This is a genomic window from Acidovorax sp., assembly GCF_047607405.1.
Classification (GTDB): Bacteria; Pseudomonadota; Gammaproteobacteria; order Burkholderiales; family Burkholderiaceae_C; genus Acidovorax.
This window is the reverse complement of sequence record NZ_JASGDA010000005.1, coordinates 1-24,686: the sequence shown is the minus strand read 5'-3', so window position 1 is coordinate 24,686 and position 24,686 is coordinate 1. Positions and strand designations below refer to the sequence as shown.

Below are 24,686 nucleotides of genomic sequence, written 5' to 3'. Positions count from 1 at the left end.
CGTGCTTTATGGATAAGCGCTAGAGGCCATTTTTACCTAAACACCACCGTCCTGTGCCCATTGAGCAGCACCCGGTGCTCGCTGTGCCATTTGACGGCGCGGGCCAGCACCAGGCTTTCGGTGTCGCGGCCCCGGGCGGTCAGGTCTTCCACCGTGTCGGTGTGGTCGGCGCGGGCCACGTCCTGCTCGATGATGGGGCCTTCGTCCAGGTCGGCGGTCACGTAGTGCGCCGTGGCGCCGATGAGCTTCACGCCCCGGTCGTGCGCCTGGTAATACGGTTTGGCGCCCTTGAAGCTGGGCAGGAAGCTGTGGTGGATGTTGATGGCCCTCCCGGCCAGTTTCTGGCACAGGTCCACTGAAAGTATCTGCATGTAGCGCGCCAGCACCACCAGTTCGGCCCCCTCGGCCTCGATGATCTCCAACTGCCTTGCCTCGGCTTGCGCCTTGGTGGCGGCGGTGACCGGGATGTGGTGGAAGGGCACGTTGTAGCTCGCCGCCAGTTGGTAGAAGTCGCGGTGGTTGCTGACGATGGCGCGGATGTCGATGGGCAGCAGGCCCGACTTCCAGCGGAACAGCAGGTCGTTCAGGCAGTGGCCCTCCTTGCTGACCAGCAGCACGGTCTTCATGGGCTCGGCCGTGGCGTGCAGGCTCCAGCGCATGGCGTAGGGTTCGGCGAAGGCCGCCAGGCGCGATTTGAGCGTGGCGTGGTCGTGCTGGCTGCACTCGAACTGCACGCGCATGAAGAACAGGCCCGTGTCGTGGTCGTTGTACTGCGCGGCTTCTTCGATGTTGCCGCTGTGCTCCAGCAGGAAGCCCGATACGGCATGCACCAGCCCCAGGCGGTCGGGGCAGGACAGGGTCAGGATGTAGGCGTTGGTGGTCATAGCCGGGCGATTGTCGCAGCACGGCCCGGCATCCGGACGATCTTCCAGGCCCGTCATGCGCCTGGTTTTAATTGTCTATGGACAATTAAAAGTTGTATTTGACAATAAATGGCCAAATTCCGAAACTGGACGCACACCAACGGAGACACGCACCCCATGCCCCGACTCACCGATTACCAGAGTTATGCAGACGCCCAGGCGCATTTCTCTGCCGAGAAGCTCTGGGAGCTTTTCGACGGCGACCGCGAGCGCCTGAACATCGCTCACGAATGTGTGGATCGGCACGCCTCCAGTGGCCGTGACGCGTTGATCGTCGTCCACGCGGACGGCACGGATGAGGTCATCACCTACCGCGAGCTGGCCGAGGACTCGTCGCGCTTCGCGCACTGGCTGGAGCAGCGAGGCGTTCAGCCGGGGCAGCGCGTGGCGATCATGCTCGACCCTTCGCGGGCCTTCTACACGGCGATGTTCGGCGTCATCAAGCGCGGCGCCATTGCCGTGCCGATGTTCACGCTGTTCGGCCCGGACGGCATCCGCCTGCGCGTGGACGACTGCCAGCCAGCGCTGATCGTCACCAACCCCGAGAAGCAGTCCACCGCCGCTGCCGTGACCCAGGTGCCGGTGCTGGTGTACGACCACGAATTCCACGCCAGCCTGCAGGCGCTGCCGCACCCATACGCGGTGCAAACGCGCGCGGACGACCTGGCGGTGTTCCAGTACACCTCGGGCACCACGCGCGAACTGCCGGACGCCGTCAAGCACACGCACCGGGCATTGGTCACGCTCACGGTGGCGGCGCTGTACGGCACGGGGCTGCGGCCCGGCGACCGGTTCTTCTGCCCCTCGTCACCCGCGTGGGGACACGGCCTGTGGCATGGCACGCTGGCGCCCTTGGGGCTGGGGCTCACGGTGGGCGCCTACAGCGGGCGCTTCAACCCCGAGCGGCTGCTGCAGGCGCTGGCCGCGCACCGCTTCACCAACATGTCGGCTGCGGCGACCCATTACCGCATGATGAAGAACTGCGGCAAGGCGGGCGAGCATCGCTATGGTTTCGACAAGCTCTCGTTCACGGGCGAGCCCATCGACGACGACACCGCCGACTTCGTGCGCAGGACCTTCGGCCTGGAGGTGTGCAGCATGTACGGCACCACCGAGATCGGCGTCGTGCTGGTCAGCTACCCCGGCGCGCCCGACTTTCCCGTCAAGCGCGGCTCGCTGGGCAAGCCCGTGCCGGGTACGCGCGTCGAGGTACACGACGCCGACGGTCGGCAATGCCCGCCGGGCGCCACGGGCCAGCTCATGGTGCTGCGCAAGGGCGGCTGGATACCCACCAAGGATCTGGGCCGCATCGATGCCGACGGCTACTACTACCACGCGGGCAGGGCCGACGACGTGATCATCTCCGCCGGTTGGACCATGAGCGCGGTGGAGATCGAAAACGCCATCCTGCTGCACCCCGACGTGCAGGAGGCCGCCGCCATCGGCGTACCCGACGAAGTGCGCGGCCAGGTGGTCAAAGCCTTCGTGGTCACGAACCGCGCGCCTGGTGACGCCTTCGTGCAGGAAATCCAGAACCTGGTGCGCACCAAGCTCAGCCAGCACGAGTACCCCCGCCACGTGGCCTTCGTGCCCGAGCTGCCCAAGACCCCGGCCGGCAAGGTCCACCGCAAGGTGCTGCGCGAGCGCGAGGCCGCTGCGGCAGCCGCTGCGATTGCGCACTGAGCGGTTTCTTTTTTCTTCCCGTTTTCAACCACCCACACCACAGGAGACAACCATGTCCACCACCACCACGCGCAGCTTCCCCAAGATCACGGAAAGCGGCCTCGACGAACTGCGCGAGCGCATCGGCCAGAAGATCGGCAACACCGTCGAACCCTGGTGCTACGAGGCGACCCGCGACAACATCCGCCACTACGCCCACGGCATTGGCGACGACAACCCGCTGTGGTGCGACCCCGACTACGCTGCCAAGACGCACTACGGCGGCATCGTGGCGCTGCCCAGTTTCCTGTTTGCCACCAGCCGCATCGTCTCGGGCTACGTGGGCGGCCTGCCGGGCGTACACGCCATGTGGTCGGGCGCGGACTGGACCTGGCACAAGGCCGTGCGCCGCAACGACGCCATCCACACCGAGGCGCACCTGAAAGACCTGATCGAACACCAGACCCGGTTCGCCGGTCGCGCCGTGCAGCAGATCTACCACGTGGACTTCTTCAACCAGACGGGCGACAAGGTGGCCGAGGCCGACAGCTGGTGCTTTCGCACCGAGCGCGACCATGCCCGCGAGGTCGGCACCAAGTACAAGGAGGTGCGTGCCCGCGAGCCGCGCCGCTACACCGACGAGGAATTGGGCGAGGCGTACAAGCTCTACCGCAACGAAGAAATCCGCGGCGCCACGCCGCGCTACTGGGAGGACGTGAAGGAGGGCGAGGAGCTGCCCACCATGTTCAAGGGCCCGATGACCGTGACCGGCTTCATCGCCTACGCCCAGGGCTGGGGTGGGCTCTACATCCGCGCCAACAAGCTGGCCTGGAAGCTCATCGACCAGCACCCCGGCGTGGGCATCAAGAACCGCTTCGGCATCCCGGACTGCCCCGAGCGCGTGCATTGGGAGGAAGACTTCGCGCTCGAAGTGGGCGCGCCCGGCGCCTACGACTACGGCCCCGAGCGCACATCGTGGCTCACCCACCACCTCACCAACTGGATGGGCGACACCGGCTTCCTGCACAAGGCGAGCTGCAAGATCCGCCGCCACAACCCCGAGGGCGACATGCTGTTCATCAAGGGCCGGGTCAAGCGCAAGTTCGTCGAGAACGGTCAGCACATGGTCGAGATCGAGCAGGAGGCCCGCAACCAGGACGACGAACTCTCGGTACTGGGCGGCGGCGTGGTCATCCTGCCGTCCAAAGGCTGACACCCATGGACGCCAACCGCCCCGGCGCGCTGCACGGCCTGAAGGTGGTGGACCTGACCCGCGTGCTCGCGGGCCCGCTGTGTACCCAGATGCTGGCCGACCAGGGCGCGCAGGTCGTCAAGGTGGAGCCGCCCGGCGGCGACGAGACGCGCAAGCTCGGACCGCCGTTCGATGCGGCGGGCCATGCGGCGTACTTCTCGGCACTCAACCGGGGCAAGCGCTCGATCAGCCTGGACCTGTCCACACCGGGAGGCCGCGAAGTGCTGCACCGGCTGCTGGCGGATGCCGACGTGCTGGTCGAGAACTTCCTGCCCGGCACGATGGAGCGCTGGGGCTTGGGCTACGAGCAGTCGCTCGCGGCGCAATACCCCCGGCTGGTGTACTGCAGCATCACCGGCTTCGGTGCGGACGGCCCGCTGGGCGGCCTGCCCGGCTACGACGCCGTGCTGCAGGCCCTGTGCGGGGTGATGAGCATCAACGGCGACGCCGCGACCGGCGCGACCCGCGTGGGCATTCCCGTGGTGGACCATCTCACGGGCTACGTGGCGCTGGCGGCCATCCTGATGGCGCTGCTGGCCCGCAGCACCAGCGGGCGGGGTCAGCGCGTGGAAGCCACCTTGTACGACACGGCGCTCAGCCTGCTGCTGCCGCATGCGTCCAACTGGTTCGCCTCGCAGCAAAGCCCGGCACTGCTGGGCAGCGCGCACCCCAACATCGCGCCCTATGACAAGTTCCGCGCCCGTGACGGAGAGCTGTTCATCGGCATCCTCAACGACGGGCAGTTCAAGCGCTTTTGCGGCCACGTGGGCTTGCAGGACTTGTCGGCCGACCCGCGTTTTGCGTCCAACACCGCGCGGCTGGCGAACCGTGAGGCGCTGCGCGAGGCCATTGAGTCGGCCATCGCCGGGCGGGACAGCGGCCCGTTGTGCGATGCCCTCATGCGCGTCGGCGTGCCCGCAGGGCCCGTGCTGTCGGTGCCGCAGGCGCTGCAGCATCCGCATTGCGCGCACCGGGCCATGGTCGTGCGCGCGGAGGGCTACACCGGCCTGCGCGCGCCCCTGCGGCTGGAGGGCACGCCAGGAATGCCGGGCGGCCCGCCGCCGACGTTCGCCCAACACCGGGACGAAGTGCTGGCCGAACTGGGCCTCACCCCGCAAGAACGCAAGGCCCTGCAGGCCAGCGGAGCGGCCCCCGCACCCCTGGCGGTGTAGGGCCGCACTGAGGCGGCAATCCGCCATTTGATTCAAGATAACTACCCAGGAGACAACACCATGCGCAAGTTCGCAGCCTTGTTTGCAGCCGCCTGCTTCCTCGCGGGCGCGCCCACGGTCCATGCCCAAGGCCCCCAGGCCGCAGCGTCACACTATCCCGACAAGCCCATTCGCGTGGTCGTCGCCTACGCGGCAGGGCAGGGGACGGACATCGTCGCCCGCTACATCACCGACCTGATGGCCAAGGACCTGGGCCAGCCCTTCGTCATCGACAACCGCCCGGGCGCTGGCGGCAACCTGGGCACGGAGGCGGCGGCGCGCGCGCCGGCCGACGGGTACACGCTCACCATGGGCACCAACGCCACGCACGTGCTCAACCAGTTCCTCTACGCCAAGATGCCGTTCGATACGGCGACCGATTTCGAGCCCGTCGGCCTGGTGGGCACCTTCCCCATGGTCGTGGCGGTGAACGGCAGCGTGCCTTTCGCCTCCGTTGCCGACCTGCTGGACGCCACCCGGCGCAAAACGGGAGCGACCGACATCGCCATGCCCAGCACCACGGCACGCCTGGTCGTGGAACTGCTCAAGGCCCACACCGGCGTGCCGCTTTTCGGCGTGCCCTACAAGGGCTCGGGCAACGCCATGACCGACGTGATCGGGGGGCAGTTGCCCGTGATCGTGGACACGCCCACCGCCCTGCGCCCGCACATCGCATCGGGCAAGGTCAAGGCGATCGGCGTCACCTCGGTCAAGCCCAGCGGATTGGTGCCCGGTGTCAAGCCCGTGGCGGAGCAGGGAGTCCAGGGCTTCGAGGTCATCGCCTGGAACGCGCTGTATGCGCCCAAGGGCACGCCGCCCGCCGTTGTGGCGGCCCTGAGCGCCTCGCTCAACAAGGCCCTTTCGCGGCCCGAGGTGCGCCAGAAGCTGCTGGATTTGGGGTTCGATCCCGCCGGTGGCACGCCGGAGCAGCTCGCCGAATTCGCGCGCGCCGAGCGCAAGAAGTGGGGGCCGCTGATTCAGGCGGCCGGCATACGCGCGGAATGATCTCCCGGGGGCGCGCCGAGCATCGGCGCCCCCGGTCCTGGCACACAGGCGCTGGTGCGCGGCGGTCAGGCCCCTTCCACCAGCAGATGCGAAATCTCCTTGGCCTCGCGCATCATTTCCTGGGCCAGCAGGTCGGTGGCCACGGACGTGAGCTGGCTGCTGAGCCCGACGACGACCACCGTGTAGGCCAGACGCCCGCTGGATGCGAAGACCGGCACCGCGACCACCGTCAGGCCGGCCATGAAATGGTCGCGATCCACGCTGAAGCCCTGCAGCCGGGCCTGCTCCACTTCTTTCTTCCAGGCGTCGAAGCGCGGTGCCTTGTCCCACTTGATCTTGGAGAACTTTTTGCGCAGGTCCGTCCAGCTTTCGCCGCTGTGCGCAGCCACCAGCCGCCCCGTGGCGCTGACCAGTGTGTCGAAGCGGCTGCCCACGTCCGTGTGGACGCGAAACGGCTGGTTGGAATGCGAGAGCGCCAGCACCACGACCGCGCCCTTCGTCACCTCCACGCCCATGGCCGTCACGCCGAAGCGTCCGGCCAGGCGGTCCAGCACGGGCTGGATGAGCTGGGGGAACCCGCTGCGGTCCAGCACGCTGCGCGCCAGGCTGATCATCCCGTTGCCCAGCGCGTAGCGCTTGGTGGCCGGGTCCCAGGTCACCAGTTCTTCGGCGACCAGCACACGCAGGATGTGCAGGCAGGTGCTGGGCACCAGCGCCAGCTCGTCTGAAATGGCCTTCACTCCCAGGGGCTGGCCCACCTGGCCCAGCAGCCGCAGGATGGCGATGGAGCGGCTGACGGCGGGTACGGGGCGCACGCGCATCGTGCGCGCAGGCGTGGGTGTCTTGTTCGAGGGCTTTGGTTGACTGGCGGGCATGTCGGTTCTGGGCGGTTGGGGGCGTCCCAAGGGCCCCAGCCAGCTTGCCGCCCTGCCCGTCATGGCATGGGTTCCCATGCATGGATGACGGCGTGCGCCGCTGCGGAGCGCAGGGACACCGCCGATGTTAGTGGACACCTGTACATGGCCATGCAAGGACTGCCTGCGTTCAGGCCCCGGCGTCTTGCGCGTTCTGCGGCGCGCGGATGACCTTCAGGAGCGCCTGCGCGGTCAGGACGACGCCCGCCCCCGTCGAAACTTCGCCCTGCATGAAGAACAGCGCGCCGGTGCGCCGAACCACCCGCGCGCGGGCCTGCGCCAGCTCGCCGACGTGTACGGGGCCGACGAAATGCGTGTCGAGCTGCAGCGTCACACAGGGGAGCCGCCCGCACGCCTCCCATGCCACGCTGCTGATCGCGTGGTCCGCCAGGGTGGCCAGGGCGCCGCCGTGCATGACGCCCGCGGGGTTCATGTGCGCCGCCTGCGCCAGCACGGCGTAGGCCCACGCCTCGCCTTCGCGCCGCGTCCACAGCGGCCCGGCCAGGCCCATGAAGCCAGGCAGCTCGCGGCGCTTCCAGTGGTGCAGGGCAAGCTCTTCGGGTGTCATCCCGGTATTTTATTGAAAGTGTCTTAGAAAAAGTTTTTTGTATAGATACAAAAGTTTGCAAGCGCCCCACCGGATGCAATGGTTGTGCAACGGCGTTCGACGCTGCGGTGCTGCCGACTCGCGCGGTCGATAACTCCTGTATTGATAGCTGCTTGCCTATGCTGCGTAAGTGCTGGAGCCGTTTTTGGCACTTATTTTTCACCCGCCACCAACGGCGACACCGGCAGCACCCGGAACGCCGTGGACGCCAGCGCCAGCCACGCGCCAATCGCCAGCATGACCGCCATGTGCGCGTCCACGCCCCGCAGCTGCGCCCAGGTGGCGACGATGCCGGTACACCACTGCATCAGCGCTACGCCCAGGAACATCGCCATGGTGTAGGCCGACAGCGCGCGGCCCGTGAGCTGCGGCGGGTACGAGGCGCGCACGTCGGCGTACTGCAGCACGCCGTAGCCCGTCAGCAGGCCCATCAGCAATATCAGCGCCACGCTGGCCGCCGCATGCTGGCGCAGCAGGGCCAGCGCCACGAACAGCGCGGCCATCAGCAGCGAGGCGTTGGCGATCCAGGCGCGCCGACGGGCGGTGCCGGGGTCCAGCCGCCCCGCTGCGGCGGGCGCAAACAGCGCGATGAGCGACAGGGCCAGCGCGACGTGGCCGCTGTCCACCAGCGAGAAGTGGAAACGCTCCATCAGCAGCGGCGCCAGCCACAGGCCGCGCAGCGACAGAAAGGCGGCGTAGCCCGACATGCCCAGCAGCAGGATGCCCCAGGTGTGCGGCACGGCCAGCAGCGCGGCAAAGCCGCGCAGGGCCTGGCCCCAGGACTCGCGCCCGGCGTTCTGCGGCTGCGGCTGGGGCAGCGGCGGCTCGTGTACGCGCAGCCAGATCAGCAGCCACGACAGCGCGCTCAAGCCCGCCAGCACCGCGTAGCCCGTGCGCCAGCCGCCGCCGTGCTGCACCAGCCACGCCAGCGGCGTGCCGGTGAACAGCAGGCCCAGCCCGCCCACGCCCATGGCCACGCCCGACAGGTACGCAAAGCGCTCCGCCGGAAAGTGCCGCGCGATGAACAGCGTGCAGGCCAGGAACGCGGGCGAGCAGCCCACGCCGATGAGCAACTGGCCCGCCATCAGCCACGCATAGCCTGGCGCCAGGGCCGAGAGCGCAGCCCCGGCGATGGCGAGCGGAAACGCGGTGAGCACGGTGCGGCGCAGGCCGTACAAATCCAGCCCCACGCCCATCAGCAACTGCGCCACGCCGAAGGACAGGCCGAACAGTCCGGCAAAGGCGCCGAGCGACTGCGGCGACAGGCCGAAGTCCGCCGTCAGCCCTTGGGCCAGGATGGCGGTGGTGGTGCGGAACGCCTGGCTGAGCGCGAAGCCGCTGAGCAGCGTCAGCAGCATGGGCCAGAGGGTTTTTTCTTGTTTCACTGCCGCCAGAAGAACACGCCAGCCATCACCAGCCCCGTGGCGACGATGCCCCAGCGCAGTACGTTGGCAGGCAGCTTGCGCGCCACGCGCGCGCCGCCGTAGCCGCCTGCGGTGGCGGCCACCATCATCATCAGCGCCTGGGGCCACTGCACGATGCCGCCCGCCGCGTAGATGGCGACGGCAATGGCGGTGAGCAGGGCGGAGACGAGGTTCTTCATGCCGTTCATGGCGTTGAGCTGCGTCTGCCCCAGCAGGCCGAACAGCGCCAGCAGCAGGATGCCCAGCCCGCCGTTGAAGTAGCCGCCGTAGCCCGCCACGGCCAGCATGCCCAGGGCCGCTTTCCAGGGTGACGTGGTGCCGTAGCTGGACGCGCCCGCCCACTCGCGCAGCCTGGGGCCGAAGGCGAACAGGGTCGTGGCGGCGAGCAGCAGCCAGGGCACGATCTTCTTGAACGTGGCGTCGGGCGTGACCAGCAGCAGCGCGGCGCCGATTGAGCCGCCGATGAGCGACAGCAGCACCACGGCGCGCATTGACAGGCCGGGCGGCGGCGCCATGTCCTCGCGGAAGCCCCAGGCGCCCGCCATGTAGCCGGGCAGCAGCGCGACGGTGCCGGTGGCGTTGGCGGCCACGGGCGGCACGCCGGTGAAGACGAGCGCGGGCAGGGTGAGGAAGCTGCCGCCCCCGGCGACGGAGTTGAGCGCGCCCGCGACGAAGGCGGCGGCAAGGAGCAGGGTGGTGTCGAACATTTAGCGGAGCACCCCCAAGCGCTGGCACGCTGTTTCTGGCTGCGCGTTCACGCCTTCGTTCAACACCAACCGCAGTTCGCGCTCCGCCGTCTGGAGTTTCTGGAGTTGTGAGCGGATGGCGTCGAGACGCCGCTCGACGATTTCACGGCAAGGCCCATGTGGTGCGCCTGAACGGGCCAGCGTGCCAAACGAGACAATGTCCCGCAGCGTGAAACCCAAGGTCCGGCAGCGGCGAATGAACCGTAACCGCGACACATCCTGCTGGCTGTAGAGGCGCTGATCGCTGGCCGCTCGGGCGGGTACCGGAAGCAGGCCCATGGACTCGTAGTAGCGGATAGTCGCCGAACTGCATCCTGTTGCGCGGGCCAACTCGCTGATTTTCAATGATTTCATGGCGGAGCTATTGCCCTTCAAGCTGCTTCAAGGAATACGCTGCGGTTTCGTCTTCTTTTCTGGCTCACCGCAATGCACGATATTTCTCCACCTGTCCTGCGTCATCTCTTCACCCTACATGCTACTTTGGCTGCGCCGCTCGATGCGGGCGATGGCCCGCTGGGCCGCAGAACGTTGAATAGTGTCTCCGAGGGGCAATTTTCCGGTGCGCGGCTCAAAGGCCATGTCAACCCTGGGACTGGCGACTGGATGCTGACCCGTAGCGGGATCCGCGTCGTGGACGCGAGAATAGTGCTCGTCACCGACGATGGTGCGTTGATCCACATGCGCTATGGCGGGCGGATTCGCTTCGACGACGCAGATTTGTCGGCTCTGGCAAGTGGCCGCACGCGGCACTTGGTCGATCCATCTCGCTACTACTTCCGCACGACGCCGGTGTTTGAGACGGGTGCTCCCAACTACCTTTGGCTGAACGGCATCGTCGCCGTTGGTACAGGTCGGCTCATTGAAGGGGGTGTTTCCTATGAGGTGTTTGAAGTGACCTGAACCTGTTGGCAGGACTACTTTTCATAAGGGTTCGAGAAACCGAGTTCTTGCATGATTTCGGTTTCGTAGGCTTCCATCTCATCGGCGTCCTCGGCGCTGGTCTCATGGTCCCAGCCTTGGGCGTGCAGCGCGCCGTGAACCAGCAGGTGGGCGTAGTGTTCTTCCAGCGTCTTGTTCTGCTCCTTGGCCTCGCGCTCGACCACGGGGGCGCAGAGCACCAGGTCGGCCACGGCCACGGGGTCCTGCTGGTAGTCGAAGGTGAGCACGTTGGTGGCGTAGTCCTTGCGGCGGAACTCGCGGTTCAGGCGCTGGCCTTCTTCGGTGCCGACGATGCGGACGGTGATCTCGGCATCCACCGCGAGGGCGTGGCGTATCCAGCGGGCCACCTTGTGGCGCGGCAGCACGGCGCGGTGCGCCGTGGCGTCGCGGGCGAATTGCAGGGAGAGGGTCAGAGAATTCAGAGCCATTTTGGCCTCCAGCGCTTATGTGGCAAGCGCCAGCAGCTATCAAATCAGGAGTTTCCGGTGCGCTTGCCCTGCGCCTCGTAGGCGTCCACGATGCGCGCCACCAGCGGGTGGCGCACCACGTCGGCGCTGGTGAAGCGGGTGACGGCTATGCCCTTGACGCGCTTGAGCACACGCTCGGCATCGATCAGGCCGCTCATCGCGCCCTTGGGCAGGTCGATCTGGCTCACGTCGCCCGTCACCACGCACTTGCTGCCGAAGCCGATGCGCGTGAGGAACATTTTCATCTGCTCGGGCGTGGTGTTCTGCGCCTCGTCCAGGATCACGAAGGCGTTGTTCAGCGTGCGCCCGCGCATGAAGGCCAGCGGGGCGATCTCCAGCGCGTTGCGCTCGAAAGCCTTTTGCACCTTGTCGTAGCCCATCAGCTCGTACAGCGCGTCGTACAGCGGGCGCAGGTACGGGTCCACCTTCTGCGCCAGGTCGCCGGGCAGAAAGCCCAGGCGCTCGCCCGCCTCCACCGCCGGGCGGGTCAGCACGATGCGCTGCACGCTGCTGCGCTCCAGCGCGTCCACGGCGCTGGCGACGGCCAGGTAGGTCTTGCCCGTGCCTGCGGGGCCGATGCCGAAGGTGATGTCGTGCGCGGCGATGTTTTCCAGGTACAGGTTTTGCGTGGGCGTGCGCCCACGCAGGTCGGCGCGGCGGGTGTTGAGCACGATGGCGCCCTCGGGCGCGTCCACCAGCGCCGTGTCGCCTGCCAGCATCAGTTGCAGGTAGTCGGCGGTGATGGGGTCGTCGGCGCGCTCGTACAGCGCTTGCAGCAGTTCCATCGCTTGCGTGGCCCGGGCCTTGGGGCCGTCCACCTTGAACTGCTCGTGCCGGTGCGCGATGCTGACCTGCAGCGCCGTCTCGATGGTGCGCAGGTGTACGTCGGCGGGGCCGCACAGGTGCGACAGGCGCGTGTTGTTGTGGGGGGTGAAGGTGTGGCGCAGGATCACGCGGATAATTTCCAGCAAGAAGGAAGGATGGTTCTCCGATGATAGGCAAATTGACCGGCACCCTGCTGGAGAAGAACCCGCCCGAGGTGCTGCTGGACTGCCACGGCGTGGGCTACGAGGTGCAGGTGCCCATGAGCACCTTCTACAACCTGCCCGCCGTGGGCGAGCGCGTGAGCCTGCTCACGCAGTTCATCGTGCGCGAGGACGCGCAGCTGCTCTACGGCTTTGGCTCCGCGCAAGAGCGCCAGGCGTTCCGCGAGCTCATCAAGATCAGCGGCGTGGGGCCGCGCACGGCGCTGGCGATTCTGTCGGGCCTGGGCGTGGGCGACCTGGCGCAGGCCGTGTCGCTGCAAGAGGCGGGGCGGCTGGTGAAGGTGCCGGGTATCGGCAAGAAGACGGCCGAGCGGCTGCTGCTGGAACTGAAAGGCAAGCTGGGCGCGGACATGGGCGCGCGCGCCCACGCCGTGAGCGACGCGCAGGCCGACATCCTGCAGGCGCTGCTGGCGCTGGGCTACAACGACAAGGAAGCGGCGGCGGCGCTCAAGGCGCTGCCCGCCGACGTGGGCGTGAGCGAGGGGATCAAGCTGGCGCTGAAGGCATTGGCGAAGTAGCAAAGGGGCGTGAGATGCTGAATTTTTCATGCAGATGGACGGCGGGCCTCGGCGTCGTGCTGGCGCTGGGCGCCTGTGGCGGCGGGGGTGGTGGCGACACGGCGGCTGAAACGTCCGCCGATGACACGGCGACCACCACGACGGTGAGCTATGCCGGCACGGACCGCATCGAGCCGCTGGACACGGCGCTGTCCGATACGACCAAGTCCGTGGCCGAGGCGCAGGCAAGCGGGGGGCGCACGCTGCTGGCGCCGTCGTCCGTGCGGCTGGGGCCGGTCGGTGACGTGTCGCGGCTGCTGGGCGTGAAGGCGCAGTCCAAGAATCTGCAGCGCGGCCCCCGGCAGATCGGCGTGGCGCGCGACCTGGCGGCCACGGCCACGCGGCAGAACCTGCTGGCGCGGCTGCAATGGACCGCCGTGGAGGGCGGCGGGCGGCGCGCGGCGATCAGCTTCACGTCCGACGGCGCGCGCGGCGTGCGCGTGGGCGTGCTGGTGCGCAGCCTGCCTGCGGGCACGGTGCTGCGGTTCCACGCGCAGGCGGGCACGCAGGGCGGCGACGTGTTCACGGTCACGGCCGAGCAGGTGCTGCAGACCCTGCAGCGCAACCTGGCGGCGGGCGACACCGGCGACGCGGCGCGCACCTACTGGGGGCCGGACTTCGGCGGTGCCGAAACCACGCTGGAGCTGGAGCTTGCCCCGGGCGCGCAGCTGGCCAAGCTGGACATCGCCGTGCCCACGCTGTCGCACTTCTTCGTCGCGCCGAGCGACGCGGCAGAGGCCAAGATCACCAAGGTGGGCGAGGCGGGCACCTGCAACATCGACGTGTCGTGCCGCCCCGAACTGGCCGCCGAAAGCCGCTCGGTGGCCCGCATGGTGTTCGTGGACGGCGGCGCCAGCTACCTGTGTACGGGCACGCTGGTCAACGATGCGACAGGCAGCACCACGCCGTACTTCCTGAGCGCGCACCACTGCATCTCCAAGCAGACGGTCGCATCCACGCTGACCACCGACTGGTTCTACCACTCCACGGCCTGCAACAGCGGCAGCGCCAACCCCTCGGCGCAGCGCGTGGCCGGCGGCGCGCAGCTGCTGTATGCCAGCGCGTCCACCGACACCTCGTTCATGCGCCTGAACGCGTCCGCGCCGCAGGGCGCCCTGTTCGCAGGCAGCTATTTCGGCAGCCCTGCGCAGACCGCCGCCGCCGTCGTCGGCATCCACCACCCCATGGGCGACCTGCAGAAGACCAGCAGCGGCGCGGTCGCGCAGTACAGCAACTGCGCCAACGAGGTGTGCGTGACCAGCACGGCAGAATCGGGCCGATTTCTCACCGTGGGCTGGAGCGAGGGCGTCACCGAAGGCGGCAGCAGCGGCTCGGGCCTGTTCTATCCGCTGGACGGCAAGCGTTACCTGGTGGGGCAGCTGTACGGCGGATATTCGAGCTGCGCCGACCCTGCCGGGCAGGACCAGTACGGGCGCTTCGACACGGCGTTTCGCGCGTCCCTCAAGAACTGGCTGATGCCGGACTACACGCCCTGACCGGAATTTGGCCAGGCGCCCCATGTCCCCGATTCACCGACTGCCGACCTGAACTGACCTTTCCCAGGCCGACCCTGTTCGGCGACGATGGCAGACCGCGCCCGCGCGGCGATCATTCCAACACCAAGGAGACAACACCATGCCCGCCAACTGTCCTGACAACACCCCCATCCTGGCCCGCTACCGCAACACCTGCGTCATCGGCGCGGGCGTCATCGGCGCGTCCTGGGCCGCGCTGTTCCTGGCGCACGGCCTGAACGTGGTCATCAACGACCCGGCGCCCGACATCGAAGGCACGGTGCTGGGCATGCTGCGCAAGGCCGCCCCGGCGCTGAAGGCGCTGGGCCTGCCGCACGAGGGGCTGGAGGCCCGCCTGCGCTTCGAGCCCGACCTGGAAAAAGCCGTGGCGGGCGCCGACCTGGTGCAGGAGAACGGCCCCGAGCGCACCGAGTGGAAGCAGCAGCTGTGGGCACGCATCGAAAAGGCCGTGCCCGCGCACGCGCTGCTGCTGTCGTCCAGCTCGGCGCGCCCGGCCACGCTGCAGGGCCAGGCCATGCAGAACGCCAGCCGCCTGCTGGTGGGCCACCCCTTCAACCCGCCGCACCTGATCCCGCTGGTGGAGGTGGTGCCCGGCGAGAAGACCGACCCCCAGGCCACCGCCGACGCCGTGGCCTTCTACACCGCGCTGGGCAAGGTCGCGCCCGTGCTGCGCAAGGAGATTGCGGGCTTCGTCGTCAACCGCCTGCAGCGCGCCATCTTCCGTGAAGCCTGCTATCTGGTGAAGGAAGGCGTGGTCACCATCGACGAGCTGGACGACTGCGTCACCAACTCCGTGGGGCTGCGCTGGGCGGTGAACGGGCCGTTCAGTTCGTTCTACATGGGCGGCGGGCCGACGGGCTTTCATGGCTACTTCAAGCAGTTCGGCCCCGGCATGAAGATCAGCTGGGCCAACCATTCGCCCATCGAGTACAGCGACGAACTCGCCCAGCTCATCATCGACCAGGGCGCCAAGGCGTATGCCGACACGCCCATGGAGCAGATGGAGCGCCTGCGCGACCAGACCCAGGTGGCGCTGCTGCACGCCAAGGCAGCGGTGCGCAACCAGGCCGGCTGAAGCGGCGGGGCGAAGCGCGGACAATCCGCATCCATGACCATCCAGACCGACGACTTCGCCCCAGCTTCGCCCCAGCGCGTGGTGTCCGCCGCCCCCGCATCCGCCCAGGAGGAGGCCATCGAACGCGCCCTGCGCCCCAAGCTCCTGCAGGAGTACGTGGGCCAGGCCAAGGCGCGAGAGCAGCTGGAGATCTTCATCGGCGCGGCCAGGAAGCGCGGCGAGGCGCTGGACCACGTGCTGCTGTTCGGCCCGCCCGGCCTGGGCAAGACCACGCTCAGCCACATCATCGCCGCCGAGCTGGGCGTGAACCTGCGCCAGACCAGCGGCCCCGTGCTCGAAAAGCCCAAGGACCTGGCCGCGCTGCTGACCAACCTGGAGAAGAACGACGTTCTCTTCATCGACGAGATCCACCGCCTCTCGCCCGTGGTCGAGGAAATTTTGTACCCCGCGCTGGAGGACTACCAGATCGACATCATGATCGGCGAGGGCCCTGCCGCGCGCAGCATCAAGCTCGATTTGCAGCCCTTCACCCTGGTGGGCGCCACCACGCGTGCGGGCATGCTCACCAACCCGCTGCGCGACCGCTTCGGCATCGTGGCGCGGCTGGAGTTCTACACGCCCGAGGAGCTGGCGCGCATCGTCACGCGCAGCGCGGGCCTGCTGAACGCGCCCATGGACGCGGACGGCGGCTTCGAGATCGCCCGCCGCTCGCGCGGCACGCCCCGCATTGCCAACCGCCTGCTGCGCCGCGTGCGCGACTACGCCGAGGTCAAGGGCGACGGCCGCATCACCAAGCCCATAGCCGACCGCGCCCTGGCGATGCTCGACGTGGACCCGCAGGGCTTCGACGTGATGGACCGCAAGCTGCTCGAAGCCGTGGTACACCGCTTCGACGGCGGGCCCGTGGGGCTGGACAACATCGCGGCCAGCATTGGCGAGGAGGCGGGCACCATCGAGGACGTGATCGAGCCCTACCTGATCCAGCAGGGCTTCCTGCAGCGCACGCCGCGCGGGCGCGTGGCCACGCTGGCGGCCTTCCGGCACCTGGGCGTCACGCCGCCCAAGGCGAGTGGGCAGGACCTGTTTGGGGTGTGACGGGCGCAGGCTGCGGCTGTTGCCCCCGCAGCACCCCCGCCACGATCAACGCCTGCGCCGCGTAGTACGTCGCCAGCACCCACACCTGCGCCATGGGCAGCGGCTGCACGAAGCGGTTGGTGGACAGCAGCGCATCGCTCAACATGAAGAAGCCCGTGCCGACTGCCACCAGCACCGACGGGGCGTCGCGCAGCACCGTCGCCCGCCCGATGGCCTGGGCCGCCATCAGCGCGATCACCAGCACGTAGGCCGCGACGGGCGCGCGCAGCGCGGCGGGCAGGCCGCCCGTCCACAAAAAGGCGTACATCGCCACGCCAGTGCCCAGGGTGGCTGCCAGCGCGCCCCGGTGCGGGAACCAGCGCTGGCCGTGCTTGAACAGCGCCAGGTAGCACAGGTGCGCCACCAGAAAACCCAGCAGGCCGGGGATGAAGAAGCCGTTGAACATCAGGAACACGTCGCCGACCAGCGAGCCCGCCAGCGCCGCCGCCAGCAGTGCGAGAGATTTCAAGCAAAATCGGCCTCTAGCGCTTATTGGATAAGTACTGGTAGCTACCAAAACAAGAGCAATCACCATCGTCAGCGGCTTGAACAGCCAGTGCCACTCGACAAACCCCAGCGCGCTGGTCGCCGTGGCCAGCGCGGCGCTTTGCAGCATCAGCGCCATCAGCATGCCGATGCGCCCCTGCATCACGGCGCCCAGCGACCATTGCATGGTCAGCAACGCGGCAAACCAGACGGCGTTGTGTACCAGCGGGGCGCCGTCGGCCTGCCACAGAAAAGCCGCCACGCCCCCGAGCAACAGCACGAACTGCAGCAGCGCGAAGCACTGCACGGCGCGCCCCATGGGCGGGTCGAACAGCACCATCTGCGCCATGCTGAACGCGGGCTTGGGAAACCGCTCGGCCACGTCCGCCGGGCGCCAGCCCGGGGGCTTGACCCACACGCGCAGCTTGTCCACCCAGTTGCGCGCATGCCAGCTGTCGCGCGCCAGGCCTGCATAGACCTGGGCGTTGGCCCACAGCGGGTCCCAGCTGTTGAGCAGGCCGCGCGTGCCATAGACGCATTTCTCGCGCTCGTCCTCGTCCTTGAAGGTGCCGAAGATGCGGTCCCACACGATCAGGATGCCGCCGTAGTTCTTGTCCAGGTAGGCGTCGTTCACCGCGTGGTGAACGCGGTGGTTGCTGGGGCTGCAGAACCAGCGGTCGAACCAGGCCAGGCGCCCCTGAAATTTGGGAATGTGCTCGGTGTGTACCCAGAACTGGTAGAGCAGGTCGATCAGCGCCACGATGCCGAACACCAGCGGCGGCACGCCCGCCAGCGCCATGGGCACGTAGAACACCCAGCCCAGCAGCGCGCCCGAGCTGGTCTGGCGCAGCGCGGTGCTCAGGTTGTAGTCCTGGCTCTGGTGGTGTACCGCGTGCGCGGCCCACAGCACGGCCACCTCGTGCCCCATGCGGTGCAGCCAGTAGTAGCACAGGTCGTAGAACAGCAGCGCCAGCAGCCAGCCGGGCAGGCTGGTCCAGAAGGCGTCGTTGCGCCACAAAGCCGCGTGCTCGAACAGCGCGGTGTAGATGCCCACGCGCAGCAGCCGCGTGAACACGGCGCTGGTCTGGCTGAGGGCCCCCACGCTGATGCTGCTGACGGCGTCGGCCAGCCGGTACGGGCTGCGCCGGCGGCGCCAGGCCACGGCGAATTCGATGGCGATGAGCGCGAAGAAGACGGGGGTGGCGAGGACGATGATCTGGCTGGGGGACATGGCAGCCTGGATTATGTTGGTTGATCTTTTGACCCATCGGGTTCGTCAACCGGCGGGAGCATGAAAACCCGGGCTGGAGAAATACCTATATGGACAACGGATCCACATCCACCAGCCAGCGCACCAGCCCCTTGTGCTGCCCCCGCCCGGCGTGCAGCAGGGGCTGCCAGGCGGCCAGGAAGCGCTGCAGCGCGGCGCGGCTCGGGCTCTCCAGCAGCATCTGGGCGCGCTCCACGTTGGCCACGCGCTGGATGGCGAGCGGCACGGGCGGGAACAGCACGACCGTGCCGTCCGCCAGGCCCGGCAGCCCTGCGGCGTGCGCGGCGGCGGTGGCGGCGGCCAGAAAGCCCTGGGCGGCTTCCTGCGTGCGCGCGTCGGCGCGCACCAGCGCCTGGTAGGCGAAGGGCGGCATGGCGGCTTCCTGGCGCTCCTGCAGCTGGCGGGCGGCGAAGGCGGGGTAGTCGTGCGCGCGCAGCGCCTCGAACACGGCGTGGCGGGGGTGAAAGCTCTGCACCCACATCTCGCACGGCGTGCCATGAACCAACGCTTGTGCGGCCATGTAGGCGGCGTCGCGACCGGCGCGGCCCGCCGCCTGCATCAGCAGCGCGAACAGGCGCTCGGGCGCGCGGAAGTCGCTGCTGAACAGCGCGCCGTCGGGCTGCACGGCGGCCACCAGGGTGATACGGCGGAAGTCGTGGCCCTTGGCGATCATCTGCGTGCCCACCAGCACGTCCACCTCGCCCGCGTGGACCTGGGCCAGCTGTGCCTGCAGCGCGCCCTTGGCGCGGGTGGTGTCGGCGTCGATGCGGGCGATGCGCGCCGGGGTGCGGTCGGGGCGCAGCACCTCGGACAGCAGGGCGGCGAGCTGTTCTTCGAGCTGCTCGGTGCCCCGGCCCAGCGCGTGGATGTCCGGGCTGCCGCAGGTCGGGCAGGCGCGGGGTACGCGCACGGTGTAGCCGCAGTGGTGGCAGCGCAGCGTGCGGTCGGCCTTGTGGAAGACCTGGTGGGCGCTGCAGTGCGGGCAGTCGCTCTTCCAGCCGCAGTCGGCGCAGTGCAGCACGGGGGCGTAGCCGCGGCGGTTGAGCAGCACCATGCTCTGCTCGCCGCGCTGCACGCGCTCGGTGATGGCGGCCAGCAGCGGGGCGCTGAACACGGTGCGCCGGGGCTGCTGGTTCATGTCCACCCGGCGCACGCGCGGCAGGGCGCCCGCGCCGATGCGGCTGGGCATCTCCAGCCGCGCGTAGCGGCCCACGGCGGGGTCGCTGGCGTGCCAGCTCTCCAGCGACGGCGTGGCGCTGCCCAATATGACCTTGGCGCCCTGCTCGCGCCCGCGCCACACGGCCAGGTCGCGGGCCGAGTAGCGGGCGCCTTCCTGCTGCTTGTAGCTGGGGTCGTGCTCCTCGTCCACCACGATGATGCGCAGGCCCGGCAGGCTGGCGAACACCGCCATGCGCGTGCCCAGCACGATGCGCGCCGCGCCGCCGTGCGCGGCCAGCCAGCTCTTGAGGCGCTGGGGGTGGGTCATGCCGCTGTGCAGCGCCACCACGGCCTGGGCGCCGAAGCGGGCGGTGAAGCGCTCTTCGAGCTGGGGCGTGAGGTTGATCTCGGGCACCATGACCAGGGCCTGGGCCGTGGGGTCCTGGTCCAGCACCTCTTGCACGCAGCGCAGGTACACCTCGGTCTTGCCGCTGCCGGTGCTGCCGAACAGCAGGAAGGGGCCGGGTTCCGAGGCAATTCGGGCTCTGGCGCTTTCCTGTTCTGGGGTTAGTGCTATTGTTTTTGTAGTGTTTTCGGCGTTTTCAGCCACCCGGGCCGGGCGGCGCAGGCGCCGCGCCAGTTGCTCGGGCCGCAGGTCGCGCAACTGCGGCGGCAGGGCGGCCAGGGCCATCTCGCCCAAGCCGCGCTGGTAGTAGCGCGCGGCGAAGGCCACCAGGCGGCGCCAGGGCGTATCCAGCGGCGCCAGCCCTTGCAGCACGCCCGCCACGGGGCGCAGGGCGGCACCGTCGGGCAGCTCGCCCGGGGCGCCATCGGCATCCCACACCACGCCCAGCACCTCGCGCTGGCCCAGGGGCACACGCACCAGGGTGCCGGGCGCGAGCGGCAGGTCGCTGGCGTAGCTCAGCAGGTCGCCCACGCCGCTGTGCGCGGGGGTCTGGACGGCGACGTGGACGGTGAAGGACGGCAAGGCGGCGCGAAGGACAAGGGCAAGTCCGCGATTGTCGTCGCTAGGGACAGCGCGTTCTGTGGATAACTTTGTTGACATTGGCGCCCGGAAAACCGCGCGAGGCGCATGGATGCTGGCGCGACGTGGAATCCTGCGAAAACCAGCGCTGGCAAAAAAACCTTATGAATCAATGATCTAAGGCTTTTGCAACGTCCCGGGCGCGTGGGTGCCTGGCTGGGTAGGTATGTTGCGCCGCATCAAGATGGGTGTGCATAAGTCATGCACCTTGTGTTCGTCAAGCCCCCGTCCAGGGCCGGCAGAGGACGCGAAAGCTCGGAATTTTCTGCAGTTTCCCTTGCAAGTGCTTGATTTGACTGGCGATTTGGGAGAAATCCAGGTTTTCTGTGGATAACTTTGTTGATATCCCTTGGGTTGGGCCCGCAAGTCCTTGAATGGCCGTGCTTTGGCTGCGTTGCCCGCAAAAAAAGCAGGGGGTGCAAGCCCTTTGAAATCAATGACTTGCGTACACGTTGAGAATATTCAGCCACCCGTGCGGCGGGCGGATTCCGGGGCGTGCCGCGCCAGCGGGGCGCCCCAGTTTTGTGCATAAGTCAGCGCGCCGGGGCGGTCTTCCGGCCCTGGCGCAGCGCCCGCGAATGGCCATGCACCGCTTCCACCAGCGCCGCCACGTGCTCGGGCGGCGTGAACTGGCTGATGCCGTGGCCCAGATTGAAGATGTGCGTGGGGCCCGTCGTGGCGCGGTCGGTGTGCGGCGCGCCGAAGCTGTCCAGCACGGCGCGGGCCTGCTCGGCAATGCGCTCGGGCGGCGCGAACAGCACGTTGGGGTCGATGTTGCCCTGGAGGGCGTGGGTGGCGCCCACGGTGGCGCGGGCGTGGCCCAGGTTCGCCGTCCAGTCCAGGCCCAGCACTTCGCAGTCCAGGTCCTTCATGTCGGGCAGCCAGATGCCGCCGCCCTTGGTGAAGACGATGCGCGGCACGTCCGTTCCATCCGCACCGGTGCGCTGGATCTGCGCCAGCACGCGCTTCGTGTAGGCCAGGCTGAATTGCTGGAACGCACCGTCGGCCAGCACGCCGCCCCAGCTGTCGAACACCATCACGGCCTGCGCGCCCGCGGCTATCTGCGCGTTCAGGTAGGCGGCCACGGCGTCGGCGTTCACGGCCAGGATGCGGTGCATCAGGTCGGGGCGGGCGTACATCAGGCTCTTGACCAGGCGGTAGTCGTCGCTGCCCTTGCCCTCGACCATGTAGCACGCCAGCGTCCACGGGCTGCCCGAGAAGCCGATCAGCGGCACGCGGCCGTTGAGCGCGCGGCGGATGCTGGTGACGGCGTCGAACACGTAGCGCAGCTTGCCCAGGTCGGGCACGGCCAGTTCGGCCACGGCGGCCTCGTCGCGCACTTGCCTTGCGAAGCGCGGGCCCTCGCCCTCGGCGAACGACAAGCCCAGGCCCATGGCGTCGGGCACGGTGAGGATGTCGCTGAACAGGATGGCCGCGTCGAGCGGGAAGCGGTCGAGCGGCTGCAGCGTGACCTCGGTGGCGTAATCCACATTGGTTGCCAGCCCCATGAAGCTGCCCGCCCTGGCGCGCGTGGCCTTGTATTCGGGCAGGTAGCGCCCGGCCTGGCGCATGAGCCACAGGGGCGTGTAGTCGGTGGCCTGGCGGCGGCAGGCGCGCAGGAAGGTGTCGTTCTGCAAGGGGGCGAAAGTCATGCCCCGATTGTCGCAGGCGCTATCTTTCGGCGATGTAGTGCGCCATATGTACGGCCTCGCCCGGCGCCAGGAAGGCGCGTACCTCCGCTTCCAGCGCCTGGTCGGCCATGGTCGCGCGGGCGCGCTGGTGCAGGTAGTCGGCCCAGGACGCGACGATGAAGCGCTCCACGTAGCGCGAGGGCTCGCCCAGGTCCTTATAGACGCGCCAGAAGGAGGCGCCGTCGCGGCGGCGCGGCGCCTTCAGGCGGCCGATGGCGTCCAGGAAGGCGGCGTCCGCGCCGGGGGCGATGCGGTAGCCCAGCTCGACGGCCACGGGCCCTGCCTCGGGCGGCGGTTCGGGCTCGACGAAAAGCTCGTCCCAGGGCGTGGCGACCTGCGTTACCTCGTGCAGCGCGCCCATGCGCAGCGGCAGGGGCCGCGCCAGCAGCAGGCCCGCCACCATCAGCGCCGCCGCCACGCAAAGCGTGGGCGTGAGGCCCACCACGTCCGACGCCGCGCCCCAGAAGGCCGAGCCCAGGGCGAACGCGCCCAGCGCCGCCACCATGTGCATGGCGACCGCGCGCGAGCGCACCCACTGCGGCGCGCTGGCCTGCGTGGCGGTGTTGAAGGTGGACATGGCCGACATCCACGCCGCGCCCGCGAACAGCAGCGCGGCATAGACCAGCCACGCCATCGGTGCCAGCGCGGCGGCCAGCATGGCGGCGCCAAACACGACGCCGCCCGCGCCCACGATGGCTTCCAGCCCGAAGCGCGCGCGCAGCCGCCCCAGCACCAGGCCGACGGCCACGGCGCCCGTGCCCAGGCAGCCCATCAGCAGCCCGAAGCCCTGCGCGCCCGTGCCCAGGCGCTGGGCGATGACGGGCAGCAGCGCCCACAGGGCCGAGCCCGCCGCGCTGAAGGCCATCACGCGCACCAGTTGCGCCAGGATCATGTGCGAATGCCAGGCGAAGCGCAGGCCGCTCAGGGTGCCGCCCCACAGCCGCTCGGCGGGCAGGTGTGAGGGCGGGTGCGGGCGCGGCGGCCAGCGGCGGATGGATTCCCACATCACCAGCGTGGTCGCCACCGTCACGGCGAACACCCAGCCCGCCCCCAGGTGCGCGAACACCAGCCCGGCCAGCGTGGGCCCCACGGCGCGCGCGGCGTTGTAGGCAATGCTGACGGCAGTGATGGCCTGGGGCCATTCGTCGCGCGGCACGGGGTCGATGACGGAGGAGTTCCACGCGGGCGTCAGCGCCGCCGTGCAGCAGCCGCCCACGAAGACGAGCAGCAGCACCGACACCGGCCCGCCCCAGCCGGCGAGCACCAGCACGGTCAGCAGCGCGGTGGCCGCGCACTGGCCCAGCAGCGCGCCCGAGATGAAGCGCCGCCGGTCGGTGGTGTCGGCCAGCACCCCCGCAGGCAGGGCCAGCAGGAACATCGGCAGGAACACGGCGGTCTGCACCAGCGCCGCAAGAAAGGACGAGCCCGTCAGCTCCACCATCAGCCAGGCGGCCGCCATGGTCTGCATGCCGTTGCCCACGAAGAAGATGCCGCCGCAGGCCCACAGGCCCCGGAAGGCGGGCTGGCGCAGGGGGCTCCACAGGGAAGCGCTGGCGGTTGAGTTTTTAGTGGTCAAATTGGCCTCTGGCGCTTATGCAGAAAGCACAAGCAGCTATTAATATAGGAGCATTCGGGAGCGCGTGGCAGCGTGCAAGAAGGTTGCGCAGCGGCAGTGTAGGGGCCTGGCCAAAAGCGCGCTGGGCAGGGGGTTTACCGCATAATGCGAATCGTTCGCGATAACTGCCCATGCCCACCGCCAAGCCCGCCCCCCACAGCGCCATCACGTCGCTCTATGCCGACCACCACGTGTGGCTGCAAGGCTGGCTGCGCCGCCGCCTGGGCAACGGCTGGGACGCGGCCGACCTCGCGCAGGACACCTTCGTGCGCCTGCTGCGCGCGCCCGACGGCACGCCCGAGAAGCAGCGCGGCTGGCAGCTCGACGAGCCCCGGGCCTACCTCACGCTGGTCGCCAAGCGCCTGCTGGCCAACCTGCACCGCCGACGCGCGCTGGAGCTGGCCTACCTGGAGACGCTGGCCCAGTTGCCCGAGCCGTTCGCCCCCTCGCCCGAGCAGCGCGCCCTGCTGCTGGAGGCGCTGCAGCAGATCGACGCCGCGCTCGACGGCCTGCCCGCGCCCGTGCGCACGGCCTTCCTGCTGGCCCAGCTCGACGGCCTGGGCTACGCCGCCATCGCCGAGCGCCTGTCCGTCAGCGAGCGCACCATCAAGCGCTACATGGTCCAGGCCATGGCCCGCTGCATCCTGCACATGCCATGAACGCCGCGCCGCTGGACGCACTGGACGAGGCCGTCGCGCTGCGCGCGGCCGAATGGTTCTTCCTGCTGCAATCGGGCGACGCCACCGAGGCCGACCGCCAGCGCTGCGCCCGCTGGCGCGCCGCGCACCCCAGCCATGCGCAGGCCTGGGAGCGCGCCCAGCGCGTGGGCCAAGCCTTCGCGCAGCTGCCGCCCGGCATCGCCCTGCCGGTGCTGGGCCGCGCGCGCCGCCGCGCGGCCGTGCGCGCGCTGGCGCTGCTGCTCGT

Annotated in this window: 23 protein-coding genes; 11 read left to right on the top strand and 12 right to left on the bottom strand. The window is 68.9% G+C overall.

Annotated elements, in window-relative coordinates; translation table 11 throughout:
- Positions 1–32: 32 nt before the first annotated feature.
- On the bottom strand, positions 33–884 hold the full coding sequence (gene purU, locus QM569_RS01060) for a formyltetrahydrofolate deformylase (RefSeq protein WP_414985362.1): 852 nt from the start codon (positions 882–884) through the stop codon (positions 33–35).
- Positions 885–1,040: 156 nt separating this feature from the next.
- Here purU and QM569_RS01055 point away from each other — a divergent pair, with 156 nt between their 5' ends.
- From QM569_RS01055 to QM569_RS01040, 4 genes are read left to right on the top strand one after another with little or no spacing between them, the layout of a single operon-like run.
- Positions 1,041–2,606 (top strand): acyl-CoA synthetase, encoded by a 1,566-nt coding sequence (locus QM569_RS01055; protein WP_414985361.1) that lies wholly within the window; start codon positions 1,041–1,043, stop codon positions 2,604–2,606.
- A 52-nt stretch (positions 2,607–2,658) separates the two neighbouring features.
- Positions 2,659–3,798, top strand: a complete 1,140-nt coding sequence (locus QM569_RS01050; RefSeq protein WP_414985360.1) for a MaoC family dehydratase N-terminal domain-containing protein — start codon at positions 2,659–2,661, stop codon at positions 3,796–3,798.
- Positions 3,799–3,803: 5 nt separating this feature from the next.
- Positions 3,804–5,009 carry a CaiB/BaiF CoA transferase family protein gene (locus tag QM569_RS01045; protein ID WP_414985359.1) on the top strand — a complete coding sequence of 402 codons (1,206 nt, stop codon included), beginning with the start codon at positions 3,804–3,806 and terminating at the stop codon, positions 5,007–5,009.
- Positions 5,010–5,069: 60 nt separating this feature from the next.
- Positions 5,070–6,053: a Bug family tripartite tricarboxylate transporter substrate binding protein gene (locus QM569_RS01040; protein WP_414985358.1), complete on the top strand. Its 984-nt coding sequence runs from the start codon at positions 5,070–5,072 to the stop codon at positions 6,051–6,053.
- Positions 6,054–6,118: 65 nt separating this feature from the next.
- Here the strand turns inward: QM569_RS01040 and QM569_RS01035 are convergent, their stop codons facing one another.
- From QM569_RS01035 to QM569_RS01015, 5 genes are all read right to left on the bottom strand, one after another.
- Positions 6,119–6,991: an IclR family transcriptional regulator gene (locus QM569_RS01035; RefSeq protein WP_414985382.1), complete on the bottom strand. Its 873-nt coding sequence runs from the start codon at positions 6,989–6,991 to the stop codon at positions 6,119–6,121.
- Positions 6,992–7,097: 106 nt separating this feature from the next.
- Entirely contained in the window at positions 7,098–7,535 is a 438-nt protein-coding gene (locus QM569_RS01030) for a PaaI family thioesterase (protein ID WP_414985357.1), read from the bottom strand.
- 191 nt (positions 7,536–7,726) lie between these two features.
- Entirely contained in the window at positions 7,727–8,968 is a 1,242-nt protein-coding gene (locus tag QM569_RS01025; protein ID WP_414985381.1) for an MFS transporter, read from the bottom strand.
- Positions 8,956–9,705: a sulfite exporter TauE/SafE family protein gene (locus tag QM569_RS01020; protein ID WP_414985356.1), complete on the bottom strand. Its 750-nt coding sequence runs from the start codon at positions 9,703–9,705 to the stop codon at positions 8,956–8,958. The genes QM569_RS01025 and QM569_RS01020 overlap by 13 nt, the downstream gene beginning before the upstream one ends.
- Positions 9,706–10,098: a MerR family transcriptional regulator gene (locus tag QM569_RS01015; RefSeq protein WP_414985355.1), complete on the bottom strand. Its 393-nt coding sequence runs from the start codon at positions 10,096–10,098 to the stop codon at positions 9,706–9,708.
- 72 nt (positions 10,099–10,170) lie between these two features.
- Between QM569_RS01015 and QM569_RS01010 the strand changes: the two genes are divergently transcribed.
- The gene (locus QM569_RS01010; protein WP_414985354.1) at positions 10,171–10,644 is read left to right on the top strand and encodes a DUF3237 domain-containing protein; all 474 of its coding nucleotides are present in this window, start codon (positions 10,171–10,173) and stop codon (positions 10,642–10,644) included.
- Between the two features lie 14 nt (positions 10,645–10,658).
- Here the strand turns inward: QM569_RS01010 and ybeY are convergent, their stop codons facing one another.
- The gene (gene ybeY / locus QM569_RS01005) at positions 10,659–11,111 is read right to left on the bottom strand and encodes an rRNA maturation RNase YbeY (RefSeq protein WP_414985353.1); all 453 of its coding nucleotides are present in this window, start codon (positions 11,109–11,111) and stop codon (positions 10,659–10,661) included.
- Positions 11,112–11,155: 44 nt separating this feature from the next.
- Entirely contained in the window at positions 11,156–12,103 is a 948-nt protein-coding gene (locus QM569_RS01000) for a PhoH family protein (protein ID WP_414985380.1), read from the bottom strand.
- Positions 12,104–12,141: 38 nt separating this feature from the next.
- On the opposite strand from QM569_RS01000, the gene ruvA reads away from it, so the two are divergent.
- From ruvA to ruvB, 4 genes are all read left to right on the top strand, one after another.
- The gene (gene ruvA / locus QM569_RS00995; protein WP_414985352.1) at positions 12,142–12,714 is read left to right on the top strand and encodes a Holliday junction branch migration protein RuvA; all 573 of its coding nucleotides are present in this window, start codon (positions 12,142–12,144) and stop codon (positions 12,712–12,714) included.
- 14 nt (positions 12,715–12,728) lie between these two features.
- On the top strand, positions 12,729–14,249 hold the full coding sequence (locus tag QM569_RS00990; protein WP_414985351.1) for a trypsin-like serine peptidase: 1,521 nt from the start codon (positions 12,729–12,731) through the stop codon (positions 14,247–14,249).
- Between the two features lie 139 nt (positions 14,250–14,388).
- Complete coding sequence (locus QM569_RS00985) at positions 14,389–15,363, top strand: 3-hydroxyacyl-CoA dehydrogenase NAD-binding domain-containing protein (protein ID WP_414985350.1); 975 nt, start codon at positions 14,389–14,391, stop codon at positions 15,361–15,363.
- Between the two features lie 33 nt (positions 15,364–15,396).
- Entirely contained in the window at positions 15,397–16,458 is a 1,062-nt protein-coding gene (gene ruvB, locus QM569_RS00980) for a Holliday junction branch migration DNA helicase RuvB (RefSeq protein ID WP_414985349.1), read from the top strand.
- Here ruvB and QM569_RS00975 read toward each other — a convergent pair.
- The 4 genes from QM569_RS00975 to QM569_RS00960 all read right to left on the bottom strand — a co-directional run bounded on the left by QM569_RS00975 (position 16,415) and on the right by QM569_RS00960 (position 23,723).
- Positions 16,415–18,214: a lysoplasmalogenase family protein gene (locus QM569_RS00975; protein WP_414985348.1), complete on the bottom strand. Its 1,800-nt coding sequence runs from the start codon at positions 18,212–18,214 to the stop codon at positions 16,415–16,417. The genes ruvB and QM569_RS00975 overlap by 44 nt on opposite strands.
- An 85-nt stretch (positions 18,215–18,299) precedes the next feature.
- Positions 18,300–20,477: a primosomal protein N' gene (gene priA, locus QM569_RS00970; RefSeq protein ID WP_414985347.1), complete on the bottom strand. Its 2,178-nt coding sequence runs from the start codon at positions 20,475–20,477 to the stop codon at positions 18,300–18,302.
- A gap of 512 nt (positions 20,478–20,989) precedes the next feature.
- A complete protein-coding gene (gene hemE / locus QM569_RS00965; RefSeq protein ID WP_414985346.1) occupies positions 20,990–22,108 on the bottom strand; it encodes a uroporphyrinogen decarboxylase in 1,119 nt (372 codons plus the stop codon).
- A 19-nt stretch (positions 22,109–22,127) separates the two neighbouring features.
- On the bottom strand, positions 22,128–23,723 hold the full coding sequence (locus QM569_RS00960; protein ID WP_414985345.1) for an MFS transporter: 1,596 nt from the start codon (positions 23,721–23,723) through the stop codon (positions 22,128–22,130).
- A gap of 170 nt (positions 23,724–23,893) precedes the next feature.
- Between QM569_RS00960 and QM569_RS00955 the strand changes: the two genes are divergently transcribed.
- Together QM569_RS00955 and QM569_RS00950 are read left to right on the top strand one after the other, a co-directional pair.
- Positions 23,894–24,421, top strand: a complete 528-nt coding sequence (locus tag QM569_RS00955) for a sigma-70 family RNA polymerase sigma factor (protein WP_414985344.1) — start codon at positions 23,894–23,896, stop codon at positions 24,419–24,421.
- On the top strand, positions 24,418–24,686 hold a 269-nt coding region (locus QM569_RS00950; RefSeq protein WP_414985343.1), incomplete at its 3' end, for a DUF4880 domain-containing protein. The genes QM569_RS00955 and QM569_RS00950, both read left to right, overlap by 4 nt.

Coding starts and splice junctions, on each gene's coding strand:
- priA (WP_414985347.1), bottom strand. CDS start 20,477: ATGTCAACAAAGTTATCCACAGAACGCGCTGTCCCTAGCGACGACAAT.
- ybeY (WP_414985353.1), bottom strand. CDS start 11,111: ATGGCTCTGAATTCTCTGACCCTCTCCCTGCAATTCGCCCGCGACGCC.
- QM569_RS01050 (WP_414985360.1), top strand. CDS start 2,659: ATGTCCACCACCACCACGCGCAGCTTCCCCAAGATCACGGAAAGCGGC.
- QM569_RS01020 (WP_414985356.1), bottom strand. CDS start 9,705: ATGTTCGACACCACCCTGCTCCTTGCCGCCGCCTTCGTCGCGGGCGCG.
- QM569_RS00975 (WP_414985348.1), bottom strand. CDS start 18,214: ATGTCCCCCAGCCAGATCATCGTCCTCGCCACCCCCGTCTTCTTCGCG.
- QM569_RS01045 (WP_414985359.1), top strand. CDS start 3,804: ATGGACGCCAACCGCCCCGGCGCGCTGCACGGCCTGAAGGTGGTGGAC.
- ruvB (WP_414985349.1), top strand. CDS start 15,397: ATGACCATCCAGACCGACGACTTCGCCCCAGCTTCGCCCCAGCGCGTG.
- QM569_RS00955 (WP_414985344.1), top strand. CDS start 23,894: ATGCCCACCGCCAAGCCCGCCCCCCACAGCGCCATCACGTCGCTCTAT.
- QM569_RS01055 (WP_414985361.1), top strand. CDS start 1,041: ATGCCCCGACTCACCGATTACCAGAGTTATGCAGACGCCCAGGCGCAT.
- QM569_RS00985 (WP_414985350.1), top strand. CDS start 14,389: ATGCCCGCCAACTGTCCTGACAACACCCCCATCCTGGCCCGCTACCGC.
- purU (WP_414985362.1), bottom strand. CDS start 884: ATGACCACCAACGCCTACATCCTGACCCTGTCCTGCCCCGACCGCCTG.
- QM569_RS01010 (WP_414985354.1), top strand. CDS start 10,171: ATGCACGATATTTCTCCACCTGTCCTGCGTCATCTCTTCACCCTACAT.
- QM569_RS01015 (WP_414985355.1), bottom strand. CDS start 10,098: ATGAAATCATTGAAAATCAGCGAGTTGGCCCGCGCAACAGGATGCAGT.
- QM569_RS01040 (WP_414985358.1), top strand. CDS start 5,070: ATGCGCAAGTTCGCAGCCTTGTTTGCAGCCGCCTGCTTCCTCGCGGGC.
- hemE (WP_414985346.1), bottom strand. CDS start 22,108: ATGACTTTCGCCCCCTTGCAGAACGACACCTTCCTGCGCGCCTGCCGC.
- QM569_RS01035 (WP_414985382.1), bottom strand. CDS start 6,991: ATGACGGGCAGGGCGGCAAGCTGGCTGGGGCCCTTGGGACGCCCCCAA.
- QM569_RS01030 (WP_414985357.1), bottom strand. CDS start 7,535: ATGACACCCGAAGAGCTTGCCCTGCACCACTGGAAGCGCCGCGAGCTG.
- ruvA (WP_414985352.1), top strand. CDS start 12,142: ATGATAGGCAAATTGACCGGCACCCTGCTGGAGAAGAACCCGCCCGAG.
- QM569_RS00990 (WP_414985351.1), top strand. CDS start 12,729: ATGCTGAATTTTTCATGCAGATGGACGGCGGGCCTCGGCGTCGTGCTG.